Raw genomic sequence first — 13,788 nt, 5'->3', positions numbered from 1 at the left:
TCACAGCAGATCTTCCCTAGGGTCGAATCCACGTCGCAGTCAGTCCGCACGCAAGGAGAAGGCCAGTGTCGATCAGCGCTGAAAACCAAACGCACGAATCCGTGGCGCAGGAACACCATGTTCCCGAGCCCACCCCGGAGGAGGCTGCGCAGCTTGAGCAGCTGTACCGGGATTTCGATAAGGAAAACCTGATTCCGTTGTGGACGGAGATCGCGGACCTGATGCCCATGGTCCCGTCCCCGAAAGCAGTGCCGCACGTCTGGCGCTGGAATGACCTGTACCCCCTGGCCGCCCGCGCCGGGGACCTGGTGCCGGTGGGCCGCGGCGGGGAACGGCGCGCCATTGCGCTGGCCAACCCGGGCCTGGCCGGCACGCCTTACGCCACCCCGACGTTGTGGGCGGCCATCCAGTACCTGGGCGGCCGTGAAACGGCCCCGGAGCACCGCCACTCGCAGAATGCGTTCCGGTTCGTCGTCGAGGGCGAGGGCGTGTGGACCGTGGTGAACGGGGACCCTGTCCGGATGTCCCGCGGCGACTTCCTGCTCACCCCGGGCTGGAACTTCCACGGCCACCACAACGACACCGACCAGCCCATGGCGTGGATCGACGGGCTGGACATCCCGTTCGTGCACTACGCGGACGCCGGGTTCTTCGAGTTCGGCACCGAACGCGTCACCGACGAAGCCACCCCGGACATCTCCCGCTCCGAGCGGCTCTGGGCCCACCCCGGACTCCGCCCGCTCTCCGGCCTCGATGACACCACCAACTCCCCCATCGCGGCGTACCGGTGGAAGTACACCGACGCCGCCCTGCGCGAACAGCTGCTCCTCGAGGACGAGGGCCACCCGGCCACCGTGTCACAGGGCCACGCCGCCGTTCGGTACACCAACCCGACCACGGGCGGGGACGTCATGCCCACCATTCGCGCCGAGTTCCACCGGCTCCGCGCCGGCGCCTGGACGGAGACGGTCCGCGAGGTGGGCTCCAGCGTCTGGCAGGTCTTCGAAGGCACAGGCACCGTGACCCTGAACGGCGAAACCAGGGCCCTGGCCAAGGGCGACCTCTTCGTGGTGCCGTCCTGGGCCGCCTGGTCACTGCAGGCCGAATCCGAGTTTGATTTGTTCCGGTTCAGCGACGCACCCATCTTTGAGCGCCTGAACTTCAACCGCACCTACATCGAAGGACGCACCAAGTAATGAAACTCCTCACCCTCCGCCTCCCCGCCGGCACCGGCAGCGGCAAGAGCACGACGGCGGTCCGCCAGGACGGCGAGACCCTCACCGAAATCCCGGGCTTTTCCGATGTCGGGGCACTCCTGCAGGACCCCAACTGGGAAACCATCGCCAAGGATGCCAACGGCGCAACGCACGCGTTCGACGGCGCCGACCTCGCCGCCGTCGTGCCTTCCCCGGGCAAGATCATCTGCGTGGGCCACAACTACCGCAACCACATCAAGGAGATGGGCCGCGATGTCCCCGAGTACCCCACCCTGTTCGCCAAGTACGCCGAGTCGCTGATCGGGCCCAACGATGACCTCGCGCTGCCGCAGGAATCGGACACCGTGGACTGGGAAGCCGAGCTCGCCGTCGTCATCGGCAAGGCCGGCCGGCGCATCCCGGAGGCAGAGGCTGCCGGGCACATCGCAGGGTACTCCGTGCTGAACGACATCAGCATGCGCGACTACCAGTTCCGCACCATCCAGTGGCTGCAGGGCAAGACCTGGGAGAAGTCCACCCCGTTCGGCCCGGCCCTGGTCACCAAGGACGAATTCACCCCCGGGCCGCTGATGACCTCGGCAGTGGACGGCGACGTCCAGCAGTCCACCCCCACCAGCGACCTGGTCTTCACCCCGGAATACCTGGTCTCCTACATCTCCACCATCATCACCCTCAACCCCGGCGACGTCATCGCCACCGGCACCCCCGGCGGCGTGGGCCACGCCCAGAACCCCAAACGATACCTCCAGGAAGGCCAGGTCCTGGTCACCACCATCGAAGGACTCGGCCAGCTGACCAACCGCGTGGTCAAGGAAGCCTGATGGTCGCCCGGCACGACCAGACCACCGACCCCGTCCTGCTCGACGGGCTCCTGCAGGCCCGGCGCGGCACCGCGTTCTTCGCCCGCAAGCTCAACGAGCTCACCGACGCGGAACTGGACGGGGGCTCGCTGCTGCCCGGCTGGACCCGCCGCCACGTTGTAGCCCACGTGGGCTACAACGCCAGGGCCATCGCCCGTCTGGTCGAGTGGGCGGCCACCGGGGTGGAAACACCCATGTACCCTTCCGTTGAGGTCCGCAACCACGAGATCGACTTCGGGTCCACCCTCAGTCCCATCGCCCTGCGGAACCTGTTCGACCACTCCGCCGTGCACCTGAACGTCGAATGGCGCGACCTGCCCGCCGCCAACTGGCACCACAAGGTCAAAACCGTCCAGGGCAGGACCGTCCCGGCCGAAGAGACCGTGTGGATGCGCACCCGCGAAGTCTGGGTCCACGCCGTGGACCTGGACAACGGGGCCACCTTCAAGGACATCCCTGCACCCGTCCTGGAACGCCTGCTCAAGGACATCACCGGCGCCTGGCATGCGCGCGGCACCGACGCCGGGCTCCTCATCACAGTGGACGGCACCGGCTTGTCGTTTGGGGACACCGCCGCCCTGTCGCCCACCGTGGTGTCAGGTTCACTGGCCGCCATCGCCCAGTGGGCCGCGGGCCGCGGCACGGACGGAACCACGGCGAAGCGCGACGGCGAAGCAGCTACCCCGGCGCCGCCGGCACCGGCCTGGATCTGACAGGCCGCCGTGGCACCCGCCACAGCACCGCACCAGAGGCGGGCCAGCACCGGCTGGCCCGCCTTTCGGCGTTCCTGCCCGCATGTCCCGTCACGTGCGGTGCGTCGCCTCAGGCTGGAGCCTAAAAAGGATCCCCTGGACTTGGAGGAGGTTCCATAAAATCAGCCCAGGACGCTGGATAGCATGAGGTGACCGGACAGAGCCGTCCGGTGGGATCGACGCAAAAGGACAACCCATGGCCGCGGTTACGGTGGATGACATCCTCTCGGATCTTCCCCTCGGCTTCGCCAGCCTCATCCTTCGCCCGGCCCCCTCGGCGCCGGACATCGAACGGTTCCTGATCGTCGACGCCGACGATGAAGCAGCCCAGGCCGGCAAAGCCTTTGTCCTGCTCATCGGGGTCCGTGGCCGTTCGGCGCTGCCTGCCCTCCGGCGCCTCCTGAAGGACCCGCCCCCGGTGGTCGCCGTCAAGGGCCAGCGCGAAGACCTGGCGGAAGCGGAAGAACTCCTCCGCGCAGCCGGATCGGGACTGCTGCTGGTGGATCCGGCAGCAGACTGGGACCGCCTGCTCTCCATTGCCAAGGACCGGATCCAGCCGCGCAGCTACCAGAGCGAAGTGCTGACCCTGCTCGAGGAAGACCTGTTCGCGATCGCCCAGACCACAGCGCGGCTCACGTCCAGCCACGTGCTCATCGAGGATGCGGCCAACAAGGTCCTGGCCTACTCCACCGTCACCAATGACATCGACGAACTCCGCAAGGCTTCCATCCTGGCCCGGCGCGGCCCCCGCAAATACGAACTGCTGCTCAAGGATCTTGGCGCCTACCGCGAACTGCACCGCACCCGGCAGCCGGTCCGGGTACCCGCACGGCCCCAGGACGGGCTGCGGGAACGGGTGGCCATCGCGCTCTTTGCCGGCGAACGGATCATGGGCTACATCTGGCTCCAGGAGACCGGAGCCGGCTTCGGCCCGGACGTTGAGTATGTCCTCACGGGATCCGCGGCACGCGTCTCGGCCGAACTGATCCGGTACCGCAACCAGCAGTCCGTCCATATGCGGGAGGACCGGATTGTTCGGATCCTGTCAGGTCCCGCGGAGGCCGCCGCCAGCGCGCACAGCGGAAAAATCCCTTCGGAACGTCCCGCCGCCCTCATCCTCATCGGCATGTCCGACGCCGACTCGCGCGCCGACGACGCCGCACTCAAGCACGGGGAACTTGCCAATCTCGCCTCCATCCACGCGGCCGCGTACAAGCCCACCGCCGTCGTGGGCCAGTTCAAGGGTGACACCGCCATCATCGTGCCTGACCTGCAGTCCAGCACCGCGGAATCGGGGCTGCGGTCCCTTGCCGAGGCAATCGTCCGGGATGCCCGCAAGCACCTCGGCATCAGTCCATTCGCGGCCGTGGGCCCCTTGGTGCCGGACCTGTTGTCCCTCCATACGGTGACCGGGGTGACGGAGGCGCTGCTGGCCTGCGTGGGCACGGCAGAACCCGGCACGGTTGCCGCGGTGGGCGATTTCGAAGCGGAAATCCTCTACCGCGAGGCGGTGCGGAACTTCCACACCTCACCGTTCCGCCACCGCGGCCTGGCAGCGCTCCTCCAGGAGGACGCCGAACTCGCCGACACCCTCCGCACGTATTTCGATGCGTCCTTCGACGTCGCCGAATGCGCCAGGCGGATGAACCTGCACAAGAACACTGTCTACTACCGGGTGGCCAAAGCCACCCGGGTGACCGGCCTCGACTTCGGCAGCCCCAGGGATTCCCTGGTGGCGCTGCTCCACCTCCAGGAGTGGGCCTCCACTTCCTACGACACTTCAGGCAGGAAATGACCACAACACTCGGCGCACCACCCCTGGACATCCTCCTCGAGGACATCGTCCGGCGTCACCGTCCGCGGAAGGAAACGGGTGCAGTACCCCGCAACATCCCCTTCCTGGCCAAGGTCCCCTTCGACCGGTTTGGCATTGCCGTCGCCACCACGTCCGGTGACGTTTTTTGCTCCGGTGACGCCGATGTCCCCTTCTCCATCCAAAGCATCTCCAAGGTCTTCACCCTGGCCATGGCGCTGCAGGGCGGCCGGTCCGCCCGGCTGTGGTCTCGGGTGCTGCGCGAACCGTCCGGAACAGCCTTCAACTCCCTGGTTCAGCTCGAGGCCGAACATGGCATCCCGCGCAACCCCTTCATCAATGCCGGGGCCCTGGTGGTCACCGACCACCTGATGCAGGAGACGCCCGACGCCGCCGCGCACCTCCTGCGGTTCCTGACCGGACAAGCGGGTCACCAGGGACAGGCGGACAGCCGGGGACAGGGGCCGTTCATTGACGAGGCAGCTGCCGCCGGTGAACTGGCCGGCAGCAGCCGCAACCTTGCCCTGGCGCATTTCCTGAAGGACTTCGGGAACCTCACGCAGCCTGCGGAATCAGTGGTGGAGAATTACGTCCGCCAGTGTTCGATCATGATGACCTGCGCGGAGTTGGCCAAGGCCGGCCTGTTCCTTGCCAATGACGGACAGGGAGCCGCCGGCACCGTGTTGTCCCGGAGCGAGGCCAAGCGGATCGGCTCCATCATGCTGACGTGCGGCATGTATGACGCCGCCGGCGAATTCGCCTACCGCGTGGGCCTGCCCGGAAAGAGCGGGGTGGGCGGCGGAATACTGGTCATCGTGCCGGGCCAGTGCGCCATCTGCGTCTGGAGCCCGCGCCTGGATGCCAAGGGCAATTCCCTCGCCGGCACGGCAGCCCTTGCCGACCTCTCCGACCGCACCGGCTGGTCAGTTTTCTAGTTTTTCCCATCCAAGACAGATCTTCCCCGGATCGAAAGGAAATACCCATGCCCAACAACCCCAATGACGAGGTTGGCTTCGACCACATAATTGATGGTGGTCACGCGCATGCGTCGGAGACCTCCCTGCACGCGGAGGACAAGGGTTACCACAAGAACCTCAAGCCCCGGCAGATCCAGATGATCGCGATCGGCGGCGCGATCGGCACCGGCCTATTCCTGGGCGCCGGCGGCCGGCTCAACGCCGCGGGCCCGTCCCTGGTCATCGCCTACGCGGTCTGCGGGTTCTTCGCGTTCCTGATCCTGCGCGCCCTGGGCGAACTGGTCCTGCACCGGCCCTCCTCGGGCTCGTTCGTCTCCTACGCCCGCGAATTCTTCGGCGAAAAAGCCGCGTTCGTCTCCGGCTGGTTCTACTGGATCAACTGGGCCACCACCACCATCGTGGACATCACCGCCACCGCCCTCTACATGCACTTCTTCGGCAACTACATCCCCTGGATGGCCGACGTCCCCCAGTGGGCCTGGGCACTGACCGCCCTCATCGTCGTCCTGGCCCTGAACCTGGTCTCGGTCAAGGTCTTCGGCGAAATGGAATTCTGGTTCGCCCTGATCAAGGTCGCCGCCCTGGTCGCGTTCCTCATCATCGGCACCTACTTCGTCATCTTCGGCACCCCCGTGGACGGCCAACAGGTCGGCATCAGCCTCCTGTCCGACAACGGCGGGATCTTCCCCAACGGCCTGCTGCCCATGATCATCCTCATGCAAGGCGTCCTGTTCGCCTACGCCTCCATCGAACTCGTCGGCACCGCCGCCGGCGAAACCGAAAACCCCGAAAAAATCATGCCCAAGGCCATCAACTCCGTGGTCTTCCGCATCGCCGTGTTCTACGTCGGCTCCGTGATCCTCCTGGCCCTGCTGCTGCCCTTCACCTCCTACCAAAAAGGCGTCAGCCCCTTCGTGACCTTCTTCGGCTCCATCGGCGTCCAGGGCGTAGACGTCATCATGAACCTCGTCGTCCTCACCGCCGCCCTGTCCTCCCTGAACGCCGGACTCTACTCCACCGGCCGGATCCTGCGCTCCATGTCCGTCAACGGCTCCGCACCCCGCTTCGCCTCCCGCATGAACAAAGCAGGCGTCCCCTACGGCGGCATCGCCATCACCGCCACCGTCTCCCTCCTCGGCGTCCCCCTGAACTACCTCGTCCCCGCCGAAGCCTTCGAAATCGTCCTGAACATCGCCTCCGTGGGCATCATCATGACCTGGGCCACCATCGTCCTGTGCCAAATCCAACTCAAACGCTGGGCCGACAAAGGCTGGGTCACCCGCCCCTCCTTCCGCATGTTCGGCGCCCCCTACACCGGCTACCTCTCCCTGCTCTTCCTCATCGGCGTCCTCATCATGGTCTTCATCGACTCACCCCTGACCATGCTCGTCACCGCCATCGCCTCCATCCTCATGGTCGCCGGCTGGTACGCCTGCCGCACCCGCATCCGCCAAATCGCCGAAACCCGCGACGGCTACACCGGAAAGTCCCCCGTCATCGCCAACCGCACCCCCATCTACTGACCCCATCCCTTCCGCCAACCTTCCGAGCCAAAGAAAGAACATGACACCAGAGCCGCAGCCCACCCTGACCTCCTCCCCCACCCGGCCCGCCGCCGTCGTCCATCACCAGGACACCGTGGCGCCCGCCCTGAAATCCGCGGGGCACGTGATCGTTGACTCGCTGGTGGCGCATGGCGTGGAACGCACCTATGTGGTTCCCGGCGAGAGCTTCCTGGATGTGCTGGACGGCCTGCACAACTCGAAGATCGAAACCATCGTCTGCCGCCATGAAGGCGGTGCCGCGTACATGGCGGAAGCCGACGGAAAGCTGAACCAGCGCCCGGGCGTGGCGATGGTGACCCGGGGGCCCGGCGCGGCCAACGCCCACGTAGGGCTGCACACCGCCTGGCAGGACTCCACGCCGATGCTGCTCTTCGTGGGCCTGATCCCGTTTGCCCACCGGGACCGCGAGGCGTTCCAGGAATTCGACATCAAGTCCTGGTTCGACACCGGCGCCAAGCGGGTGATGGTCCTTGACCACCCGGAACGGGCCTCCGAGATAGTGGCGGAGGCCATGTTTGCGGCAATGAGCGGCCGGCCCGGGCCCGTGGTGGTGGGCCTGCCCGAGGACGTCATCCGGCGGGAGGTCAGCCCTGCGCTGCATCCTGCGATTCCCGTGGCCGCAGGCGGGATGGGCAGCGCTGATGCGTCAGCCCTGGAAGCGGCGCTGGCGGAATCGTCCAAGCCGCTGTTCGTGACCGGCGGCAACGACTGGACGCAGGAGGCCGCGGACCAGCTCACCGCCTGGCTGGAACGGCACCACATCCCGGCGGCGGCGGAATGGCGGACGCAGGGAACAGTGCCCTTCGATTCGCCGTCCTACGTGGGACCGATCGGCTATGGCCGGCCGCGCCCCACTTACGACCTGCTGGAGGAGACCGACCTCCTGGTCTTCGTGGGAACGGTGCCGGGCGACGTCATTACGGACGGTTTCGTCTGCCGGCAGGACTGGAACAAGGAAAATTTCCTGGTCACCGTGGACCCGTCGCTGCGGGGAAGGTCCGGCCCGGTGTCGCGGCAGATCCTGGCCAAACCGGAAGCGTTCGTGCGCGGCCTGGAGGGCATCAGCCTGCCCGTGAAGGAAGAGTGGACGGCCTGGACGGCCAGGATGCGCGCCGAGCAGGAGCGCTTTGCCACGCTGCCTCCTGCTGCCCCGGCGGCCGGGCAGGCCCGGATGGACACCCTGATGGCCAACCTCGTCCCCCGGCTGCCCGACGATGCGGTGGTGACGTTCGGTGCAGGTGAACACACCAACTGGGCGCACCGGTATTTCCCCACCCGCCGCTACGCGTCCATGATCAGCGCGCGGAACGGGTCCATGGGCTACTCCGTCCCCTCGGCCATCGCAGCGTCCCTGGCCGAACCGAAGCGGCGCGTGGTCACCATCGCCGGGGACGGCGAATTCCTCATGAACGGGCAGGAGCTGGCCACGGCTGCCCAGTACGGGGCCACGCCGCTGGTGGTGGTCATGGACAACCAGGAGTACGGCACCATCCGCACGCACCAGGAGCGGCACTATCCCCGGCGCGTCTCCGGTACCCAGCTGAAGAACCCCGACTTTGCGCTGATGGCCAGGGCTTTCGGCGGATTCGGGGTCACGGTGACCGAGGACCGAGATGTCCCGGCAGCGCTGGATGCAGCCCTGGCAGCGATTGACCGGGACGGCGTATTCGCCCTCATCCATCTCGTGGTGGAGCAGCGGGTCAAGGCGTACTAGGCCAAGCGGAAGGCCGGCACGAAAGTGCCGGCCTTCTTCCTTGCTCTTGCTGCGGGCGGTTAGAGCCGGTCCGTCCGGTCCTCGCCACCCTTGTGGCCGGCCCCGCGGAGGTTTTCCTGGACTTTGCCGAACAGGTCCTTGATGGTGGATTCCGCGTTGGTGATGACGTCCACCGGCACAAAGACCTCATGGGTCAGCGGCAGGTCATATTCGTCCTTCAGGTGGGTGCCGTTTCCAACCCCCGTCAGCGACAGGTAGACCATGGCCTCAGTCCGGGCGATGCCCGCGAGCTTGCCGAACACAACCGTGAACTCGTTCGGTTTGAAGCTGATGGTCTGCCCGATGTGGCTGCGGCCCAGTTCCCCGGCGGTTACGGCCTTCTCCGACTGGCTTCCGGTGTAGTCCATGAACTTCTCCTTCGATCGCCAACACGTATGCAGGCAGTCTAACCCTGCCGCTCCATGCCGGCACAGGGTCTCTGCTGGAGGGATGCACAACAAGGGACCGGAACCCGTGGCCATTCCTCCATTGAGCCGCGCCGTGGCGCAGCGGTTTGATGGCATCACCGGGGCCGCAGCAGCCGCCCCGGCCAAGCCTCTTCAAAGGAATATCCGTGACTTCAATGACGAGCCGCGTAAAGAGCCCTGTCCGCTGGGACGCCGTCCAGGTCGGCGACAGCGTGGAACTCAGGAGGGATGGGCACACCGCCTTCAGCGGCCTGGTGGATGCCCGGACCGATGACGGCGACGTGGTGTGGGTGGCAGCCCCCGCGGGAGGCCGGCGCTTGTTCCATATCGCCGACGGCTACGACCTGGCAGGGGTGCCGGCATGACGGACTGCCCGGACGATTGCCCCTACTGCACCGGGCCGGAGACTGACTAAGGGGCCGGTAGAATCTTGAGGGTCCGGGCACCGGCTCCGGACCCGTAGGCGGAACCGGCCCTGCACCCTGCAGTGCCGGCGGACAGCAGGAGGAGCAGCCGTGCGTGGTTCCCTCCCGCAGGTCCCTTTCCACCTCCTCCGTGCCTCGACCCTGGCCGCCGGCACCCTGGCCCTCGCCGGCGGCGCCCACGTGGTTGGCGGAGGCCGCCTTCCGGCCCCGGGCATCCTCCTGGCCGTGCTGGCCCTGACAGCACTGGCCAGCACGGCCGCAACCCGCCTTCGGCTGGCGTTTCCGGCCATGGCCGCGCTCCTGGGCGGCGGCCAGCTGGCCCTGCACGAGCTTCTCACCGCCTTTTCCGCTCCCCTTGAGAGCGCAGCAGGTGCGCCGGCGGCGGCCCACCTGCACCAGGTCCCCCTGGCCGGGTTCGCAGCGTTCGCTCCCCTGGCGGAGCACCTGAGTCCCGCAAATCCCGCGCTGGCACCACTGATGCTCGCAGCGCACGCGGCGGCCACGCTGGGCTGCGCCCTCCTCCTCGCCAAAGGCGAAGCTGCCCTGTGGGCACTGGCCGACTGGCTGCGGCCCTTTGCCGGCCTTCCCGGGCCGGTGGCACCTGTCCCTGCCGTCCGCCTCAACGGACTGTTCGGGCACGTTCCCTTGCACCGCTCCCCCTGGCGCAACGTCCGCCAGGACAGCCGGCGCGGCCCGCCTTCCGCCGTCGTGCTTCCCTGCTAAAGCCCCGCACCGGCCTTCCGCACGGCGTCGGGGTACACATTTTGCACGCCCTGTATCAGTGGTGTGCGCCAGAAAGGCAACCCATGACAACCCCGTTTTTTCGCCGTGCCCTGACCGCATCCGCAGCCGCCGCAGGCTCAGCCGTTCTCCTGCTCGCCGTGGCGGGCGGCGCCTCAGCGCATGTTGGCGTGACCCCGGACAAGACCGGCGCCGGTTCCTATGCCCTGCTGACGTTCGGCATTCCGCACGGCTGCGGCACGTCCCCCACCACGAAGGTGGCCATCACGCTGCCCCCGGAATTGAATGACGCCCAACCCACGGTCAACCCCAACTGGACAGCGGAAAAGGTGACCGAACAGTTCGCCGAACCCCGGAAGCTCCCGGACGGAACCGCCATCACGCAGCGGACCAGCCAGATCGTCTATACGGCCAAGACGCCGCTGAGCCCCGAACTGCGCGACGCCCTGGTCCTTTCCGTGCACCTGCCGGACATGGCCGGGACAACCCTGAACTTCCCCACGCTGCAGACCTGCGAAAGCGGCCAGACCGACTGGTCCCAGGTCGCCGCTGACGGCCAGGACCCCCACGGGCTGAAAGCCCCCGCCCCCTCGCTCACCATCACGGCGGCGGACAGCGCGGACGCCCACGGCGCGGCAGGAGCTGCCCACGGCACCGGACAGGCGGCGGGGACGGACAGCGGCGCGGAGGCGCGCAGCTGGACCGGGCTTGCTGCCGGCGTGGGCGGACTGGTCCTGGGCGGGGCGGCACTGCTGCGGAGCAAGGGCAGGCTCCGCGCGCCGGGCAGCAACACTGCCGCCGGCACTGCCGGCCGGGAGCCGGCCGGCAAGCCCTAGGGTCGTAATTGGTGCCCGGATCATCACGATCCGGGCATCAAATTGCCCCTACTGCAGGTGGCATCGTTGACGCGGGCAACGGCTACCGCGAAGGTGGTCCCATGAGGTCTCAGAAAATTTCCCAGGGGTTTGCCATGACGACGGCGGCCGCAGCGGCAGCGCTGCTGCTCACCGCGTGCGGCCCAAGCCAGCCGCAGTCCCAGACTACGACGGCGCCCGCCACCGGGCAGGCCAGCCAGTCCCCCTCGCCGACCGCGTCAACGGCGCCTCCGGCGTCCTCGGCGCCGGCCACGTCGACGCCGGCTTCCCCGTCCCCCGTCAGCCCTGCCGGCACTCCGGGCCTGTGCAAGGCGGCCGGGCTCACGGCGGCCACGGATCCGTCCGGTGGCGGCGCTGCCGGCAGTGTCTACATGAAGCTCAACCTCACCAACAGCGGCTCCGAGCCGTGCATCCTCAGGGGCTTCCCGGGCGTCTCCCTGGTGGCAGACGCCGCCGGCGCCCCCATTGGCGCCCCCGCCACGCGGGATGAGTCCGCAGGTGTCGTGGACGTTCTGCTGGCCCCCGGCCAGACGGGCGCTGCGGTGCTGCGCTACACGCAGGCAGGCAACTACATGGACTGCTCCCCCGTGGATGCTGCCGGCTACCGGATCTATCCGCCCGAGGACACCGATTCCCTGTTCCTCCCGCAACCTACCCGGGCCTGCGGCAACGCAAACATCACACTGCTCAGCATTGGAGCGTTCCAGCCCGCCTGACCCCGGGACCTGACCCAGGAGGGAACCGGGAATGGAGGGATGCACAAACTGGCCTGCGAGGGCCGTGGACCGTAGGCAGGTTGGACTGGCATGACGTCGATTTGGCTGGACCGCAGGGATCCCTTCATTTCTGATCCGTTTGAACCGGACACCAGGTATGACACGGTGGTGGCGGGGGCCGGCCTCACCGGCCTGGTCGCCGCACTGCTGCTGGCCCGCTCCGGGCAAAGCGTACTGGTACTGGAGGCCCGCCGGCCGGGGGCCGTGACCACCGGCAACACCACTGCAAAAGTAACGCTGCTGCAGGGCACGTTCCTGTCCCAGCTGGCCCGCCAGTATTCGCAGAAACAGGTGCAGGCGTACGTGGACGGAAACCGGGAGGGCCAGGCCTGGCTGCTGCGCTACCTGGAGGAGCACAACGTGCCCTTCCAGCGCCGCACCGCCTACACCTATGCTGCGTCAGCACAGGGAACGGAAAAGCTGCGGGAGGAGGTCAGCGCCGCCACCACTGCCGGGCTGGACGTGGATTACGTCCGCGACGCGGGTTTGCCGTTTCCCGTCCACGGGGCCGCCCGGCTGCGGGACCAGGCCCAGATCAATCCGATGGAGGTCCTCGACGCACTGGTGGCGGACATCCGCCGCCGTGGCGGCCGGATCGTCAGCGGCGTGCGCCTCCAGGACGTCACCGGCGATGCGCCCTCCGCCGTCAGGACCGACCGTGGCAGTGTCAGGGCGGACACGGTCGTCCTTGCCACCGGAATCCCCGTCCTGGACCGCGGCCTCTATTTCGCCAAGCTGAAGCCAAGCCGCTCCTACGCGGCGGCCCTTGCCCTGCAGGATGACCAGGCACCTCCGCCGGGCATGTATATCTCCGTTGAGCAGCCCACGCACTCCCTTCGCGACTATGAGGTGGACGGCCGGAACCTGCTGCTTGTGGGCGGTCACGGCCATCACGTGGGGCGGACGGACTCAGAGAAAGCGCACCTCACCGGGCTGCTCGACTGGGCGGGCCGGCATTACCCCGGTGCGGTCACCACGCACACGTGGTCGGCACAGGACTACATGCCCACCAACCTCATGCCCTTCTTCGGAAAGCTCCCGCGCGGCAAAGGCCGGATCTACTTCGGCACCGGCTACAACAAGTGGGGAATGACCAACGCCGTCGCCGCCGCGCTGGGCATCTCGGCGGACATCCTGGGCGGCCAGGTGCCCTGGGCGGACACCATCCACCACCGCATTACATCGCCGGCAGGTGCGTTGTCCGCCGTGGCGCTCAACGCCGGCGTTGCCGCGAGGATGGCCTCCGACTGGGGGAAAGTGACCACTGAGGGCCGCAGGATTGACGGCCTCAAACGGGGAACCCGCGGACCCACCGTTCCCGCAGCGCCTGCCCCCGCAACACCTGATACCGCAGGCCCGGCCGCCGTCCCGGCCGAAGGCCAGGGCAAGGTCTACCGCGAGGGCAACCGGCCGGTGGCTGTATCCACCGTGGAAGGAACCACCTGCAGGCTCTCGGCGGTCTGCACGCACCTGGGCGGCATCCTGCACTGGAACGACAACGAACAGACGTGGGACTGCCCCCTGCACGGGTCCCGCTTCACGAACCAGGGAAGGTTGCTTGAAGGCCCGGCCACCAAGGACCTGCCGGAGTCCGAAACTGTTTGAA

13 protein-coding genes are annotated in these 13,788 nt (G+C 67.6%); 12 read left to right on the top strand and 1 reads right to left on the bottom strand.

Going from position 1 to position 13,788, the window contains the following annotated elements; all coding sequences use genetic code 11:
- The first annotated feature begins 65 nt into the window (after positions 1-65).
- From ACEN9K_RS04300 to ACEN9K_RS04270, 7 genes are all read left to right on the top strand, one after another.
- A complete protein-coding gene (locus ACEN9K_RS04300; RefSeq protein ID WP_056391241.1) occupies positions 66-1,196 on the top strand; it encodes a cupin domain-containing protein in 1,131 nt (376 codons plus the stop codon).
- On the top strand, positions 1,196-2,038 hold the full coding sequence (locus ACEN9K_RS04295; RefSeq protein ID WP_495635231.1) for a fumarylacetoacetate hydrolase family protein: 843 nt from the start codon (positions 1,196-1,198) through the stop codon (positions 2,036-2,038). Before ACEN9K_RS04300 ends, ACEN9K_RS04295 begins: the two co-directional genes overlap by 1 nt.
- On the top strand, positions 2,038-2,790 hold the full coding sequence (locus ACEN9K_RS04290; protein ID WP_495635230.1) for a maleylpyruvate isomerase family mycothiol-dependent enzyme: 753 nt from the start codon (positions 2,038-2,040) through the stop codon (positions 2,788-2,790). Before ACEN9K_RS04295 ends, ACEN9K_RS04290 begins: the two co-directional genes overlap by 1 nt.
- A 235-nt stretch (positions 2,791-3,025) precedes the next feature.
- Positions 3,026-4,624 carry a PucR family transcriptional regulator gene (locus ACEN9K_RS04285; RefSeq protein WP_018772169.1) on the top strand — a complete coding sequence of 533 codons (1,599 nt, stop codon included), beginning with the start codon at positions 3,026-3,028 and terminating at the stop codon, positions 4,622-4,624.
- Positions 4,621-5,577: a glutaminase gene (locus ACEN9K_RS04280; RefSeq protein WP_018772168.1), complete on the top strand. Its 957-nt coding sequence runs from the start codon at positions 4,621-4,623 to the stop codon at positions 5,575-5,577. Before ACEN9K_RS04285 ends, ACEN9K_RS04280 begins: the two co-directional genes overlap by 4 nt.
- 47 nt (positions 5,578-5,624) lie before the next feature.
- Positions 5,625-7,142 carry an amino acid permease gene (locus tag ACEN9K_RS04275; protein WP_495635229.1) on the top strand — a complete coding sequence of 506 codons (1,518 nt, stop codon included), beginning with the start codon at positions 5,625-5,627 and terminating at the stop codon, positions 7,140-7,142.
- Between the two features lie 40 nt (positions 7,143-7,182).
- On the top strand, positions 7,183-8,898 hold the full coding sequence (locus ACEN9K_RS04270) for a thiamine pyrophosphate-dependent enzyme (RefSeq protein WP_495635228.1): 1,716 nt from the start codon (positions 7,183-7,185) through the stop codon (positions 8,896-8,898).
- A 59-nt stretch (positions 8,899-8,957) separates the two neighbouring features.
- On the opposite strand, the gene ACEN9K_RS04265 is transcribed toward ACEN9K_RS04270, so the two are convergent.
- Entirely contained in the window at positions 8,958-9,305 is a 348-nt protein-coding gene (locus tag ACEN9K_RS04265) for a hypothetical protein (protein WP_018770854.1), read from the bottom strand.
- A gap of 215 nt (positions 9,306-9,520) precedes the next feature.
- Between ACEN9K_RS04265 and ACEN9K_RS04260 the strand changes: the two genes are divergently transcribed.
- The 5 genes from ACEN9K_RS04260 to ACEN9K_RS04240 all read left to right on the top strand — a co-directional run bounded on the left by ACEN9K_RS04260 (position 9,521) and on the right by ACEN9K_RS04240 (position 13,787).
- Positions 9,521-9,730 carry a hypothetical protein gene (locus ACEN9K_RS04260; protein WP_018770853.1) on the top strand — a complete coding sequence of 70 codons (210 nt, stop codon included), beginning with the start codon at positions 9,521-9,523 and terminating at the stop codon, positions 9,728-9,730.
- Positions 9,731-9,880: 150 nt separating this feature from the next.
- Positions 9,881-10,513, top strand: coding sequence for a hypothetical protein (locus ACEN9K_RS04255; RefSeq protein ID WP_134165133.1), 633 nt, complete (start codon positions 9,881-9,883; stop codon positions 10,511-10,513).
- 83 nt (positions 10,514-10,596) lie between these two features.
- Positions 10,597-11,367 (top strand): YcnI family copper-binding membrane protein, encoded by a 771-nt coding sequence (locus ACEN9K_RS04250; protein ID WP_134165134.1) that lies wholly within the window; start codon positions 10,597-10,599, stop codon positions 11,365-11,367.
- 101 nt (positions 11,368-11,468) lie between these two features.
- Entirely contained in the window at positions 11,469-12,122 is a 654-nt protein-coding gene (locus ACEN9K_RS04245; protein ID WP_478222369.1) for a DUF4232 domain-containing protein, read from the top strand.
- 90 nt (positions 12,123-12,212) lie between these two features.
- Complete coding sequence (locus tag ACEN9K_RS04240; RefSeq protein WP_495635227.1) at positions 12,213-13,787, top strand: FAD-dependent oxidoreductase; 1,575 nt, start codon at positions 12,213-12,215, stop codon at positions 13,785-13,787.
- Position 13,788 lies beyond the last annotated feature (1 nt).

Source organism: Pseudarthrobacter sp. Pseusp20 (assembly GCF_059492155.1).
The sequence above is the reverse complement of the archived record's forward strand: the minus strand, read 5'-3'. Positions and strand labels throughout refer to the sequence as shown.

Excerpts from the sequence above, each read along its gene's own strand:
- ACEN9K_RS04260 (WP_018770853.1), top strand. The coding sequence starts at position 9,521 with ATGACGAGCCGCGTAAAGAGCCCTGTCCGCTGGGACGCCGTCCAGGTC.
- ACEN9K_RS04265 (WP_018770854.1), bottom strand. The coding sequence starts at position 9,305 with ATGGACTACACCGGAAGCCAGTCGGAGAAGGCCGTAACCGCCGGGGAA.
- ACEN9K_RS04285 (WP_018772169.1), top strand. The coding sequence starts at position 3,026 with ATGGCCGCGGTTACGGTGGATGACATCCTCTCGGATCTTCCCCTCGGC.
- ACEN9K_RS04240 (WP_495635227.1), top strand. The coding sequence starts at position 12,213 with ATGACGTCGATTTGGCTGGACCGCAGGGATCCCTTCATTTCTGATCCG.
- ACEN9K_RS04245 (WP_478222369.1), top strand. The coding sequence starts at position 11,469 with ATGAGGTCTCAGAAAATTTCCCAGGGGTTTGCCATGACGACGGCGGCC.
- ACEN9K_RS04250 (WP_134165134.1), top strand. The coding sequence starts at position 10,597 with ATGACAACCCCGTTTTTTCGCCGTGCCCTGACCGCATCCGCAGCCGCC.
- ACEN9K_RS04290 (WP_495635230.1), top strand. The coding sequence starts at position 2,038 with ATGGTCGCCCGGCACGACCAGACCACCGACCCCGTCCTGCTCGACGGG.
- ACEN9K_RS04295 (WP_495635231.1), top strand. The coding sequence starts at position 1,196 with ATGAAACTCCTCACCCTCCGCCTCCCCGCCGGCACCGGCAGCGGCAAG.
- ACEN9K_RS04270 (WP_495635228.1), top strand. The coding sequence starts at position 7,183 with ATGACACCAGAGCCGCAGCCCACCCTGACCTCCTCCCCCACCCGGCCC.
- ACEN9K_RS04280 (WP_018772168.1), top strand. The coding sequence starts at position 4,621 with ATGACCACAACACTCGGCGCACCACCCCTGGACATCCTCCTCGAGGAC.
- ACEN9K_RS04275 (WP_495635229.1), top strand. The coding sequence starts at position 5,625 with ATGCCCAACAACCCCAATGACGAGGTTGGCTTCGACCACATAATTGAT.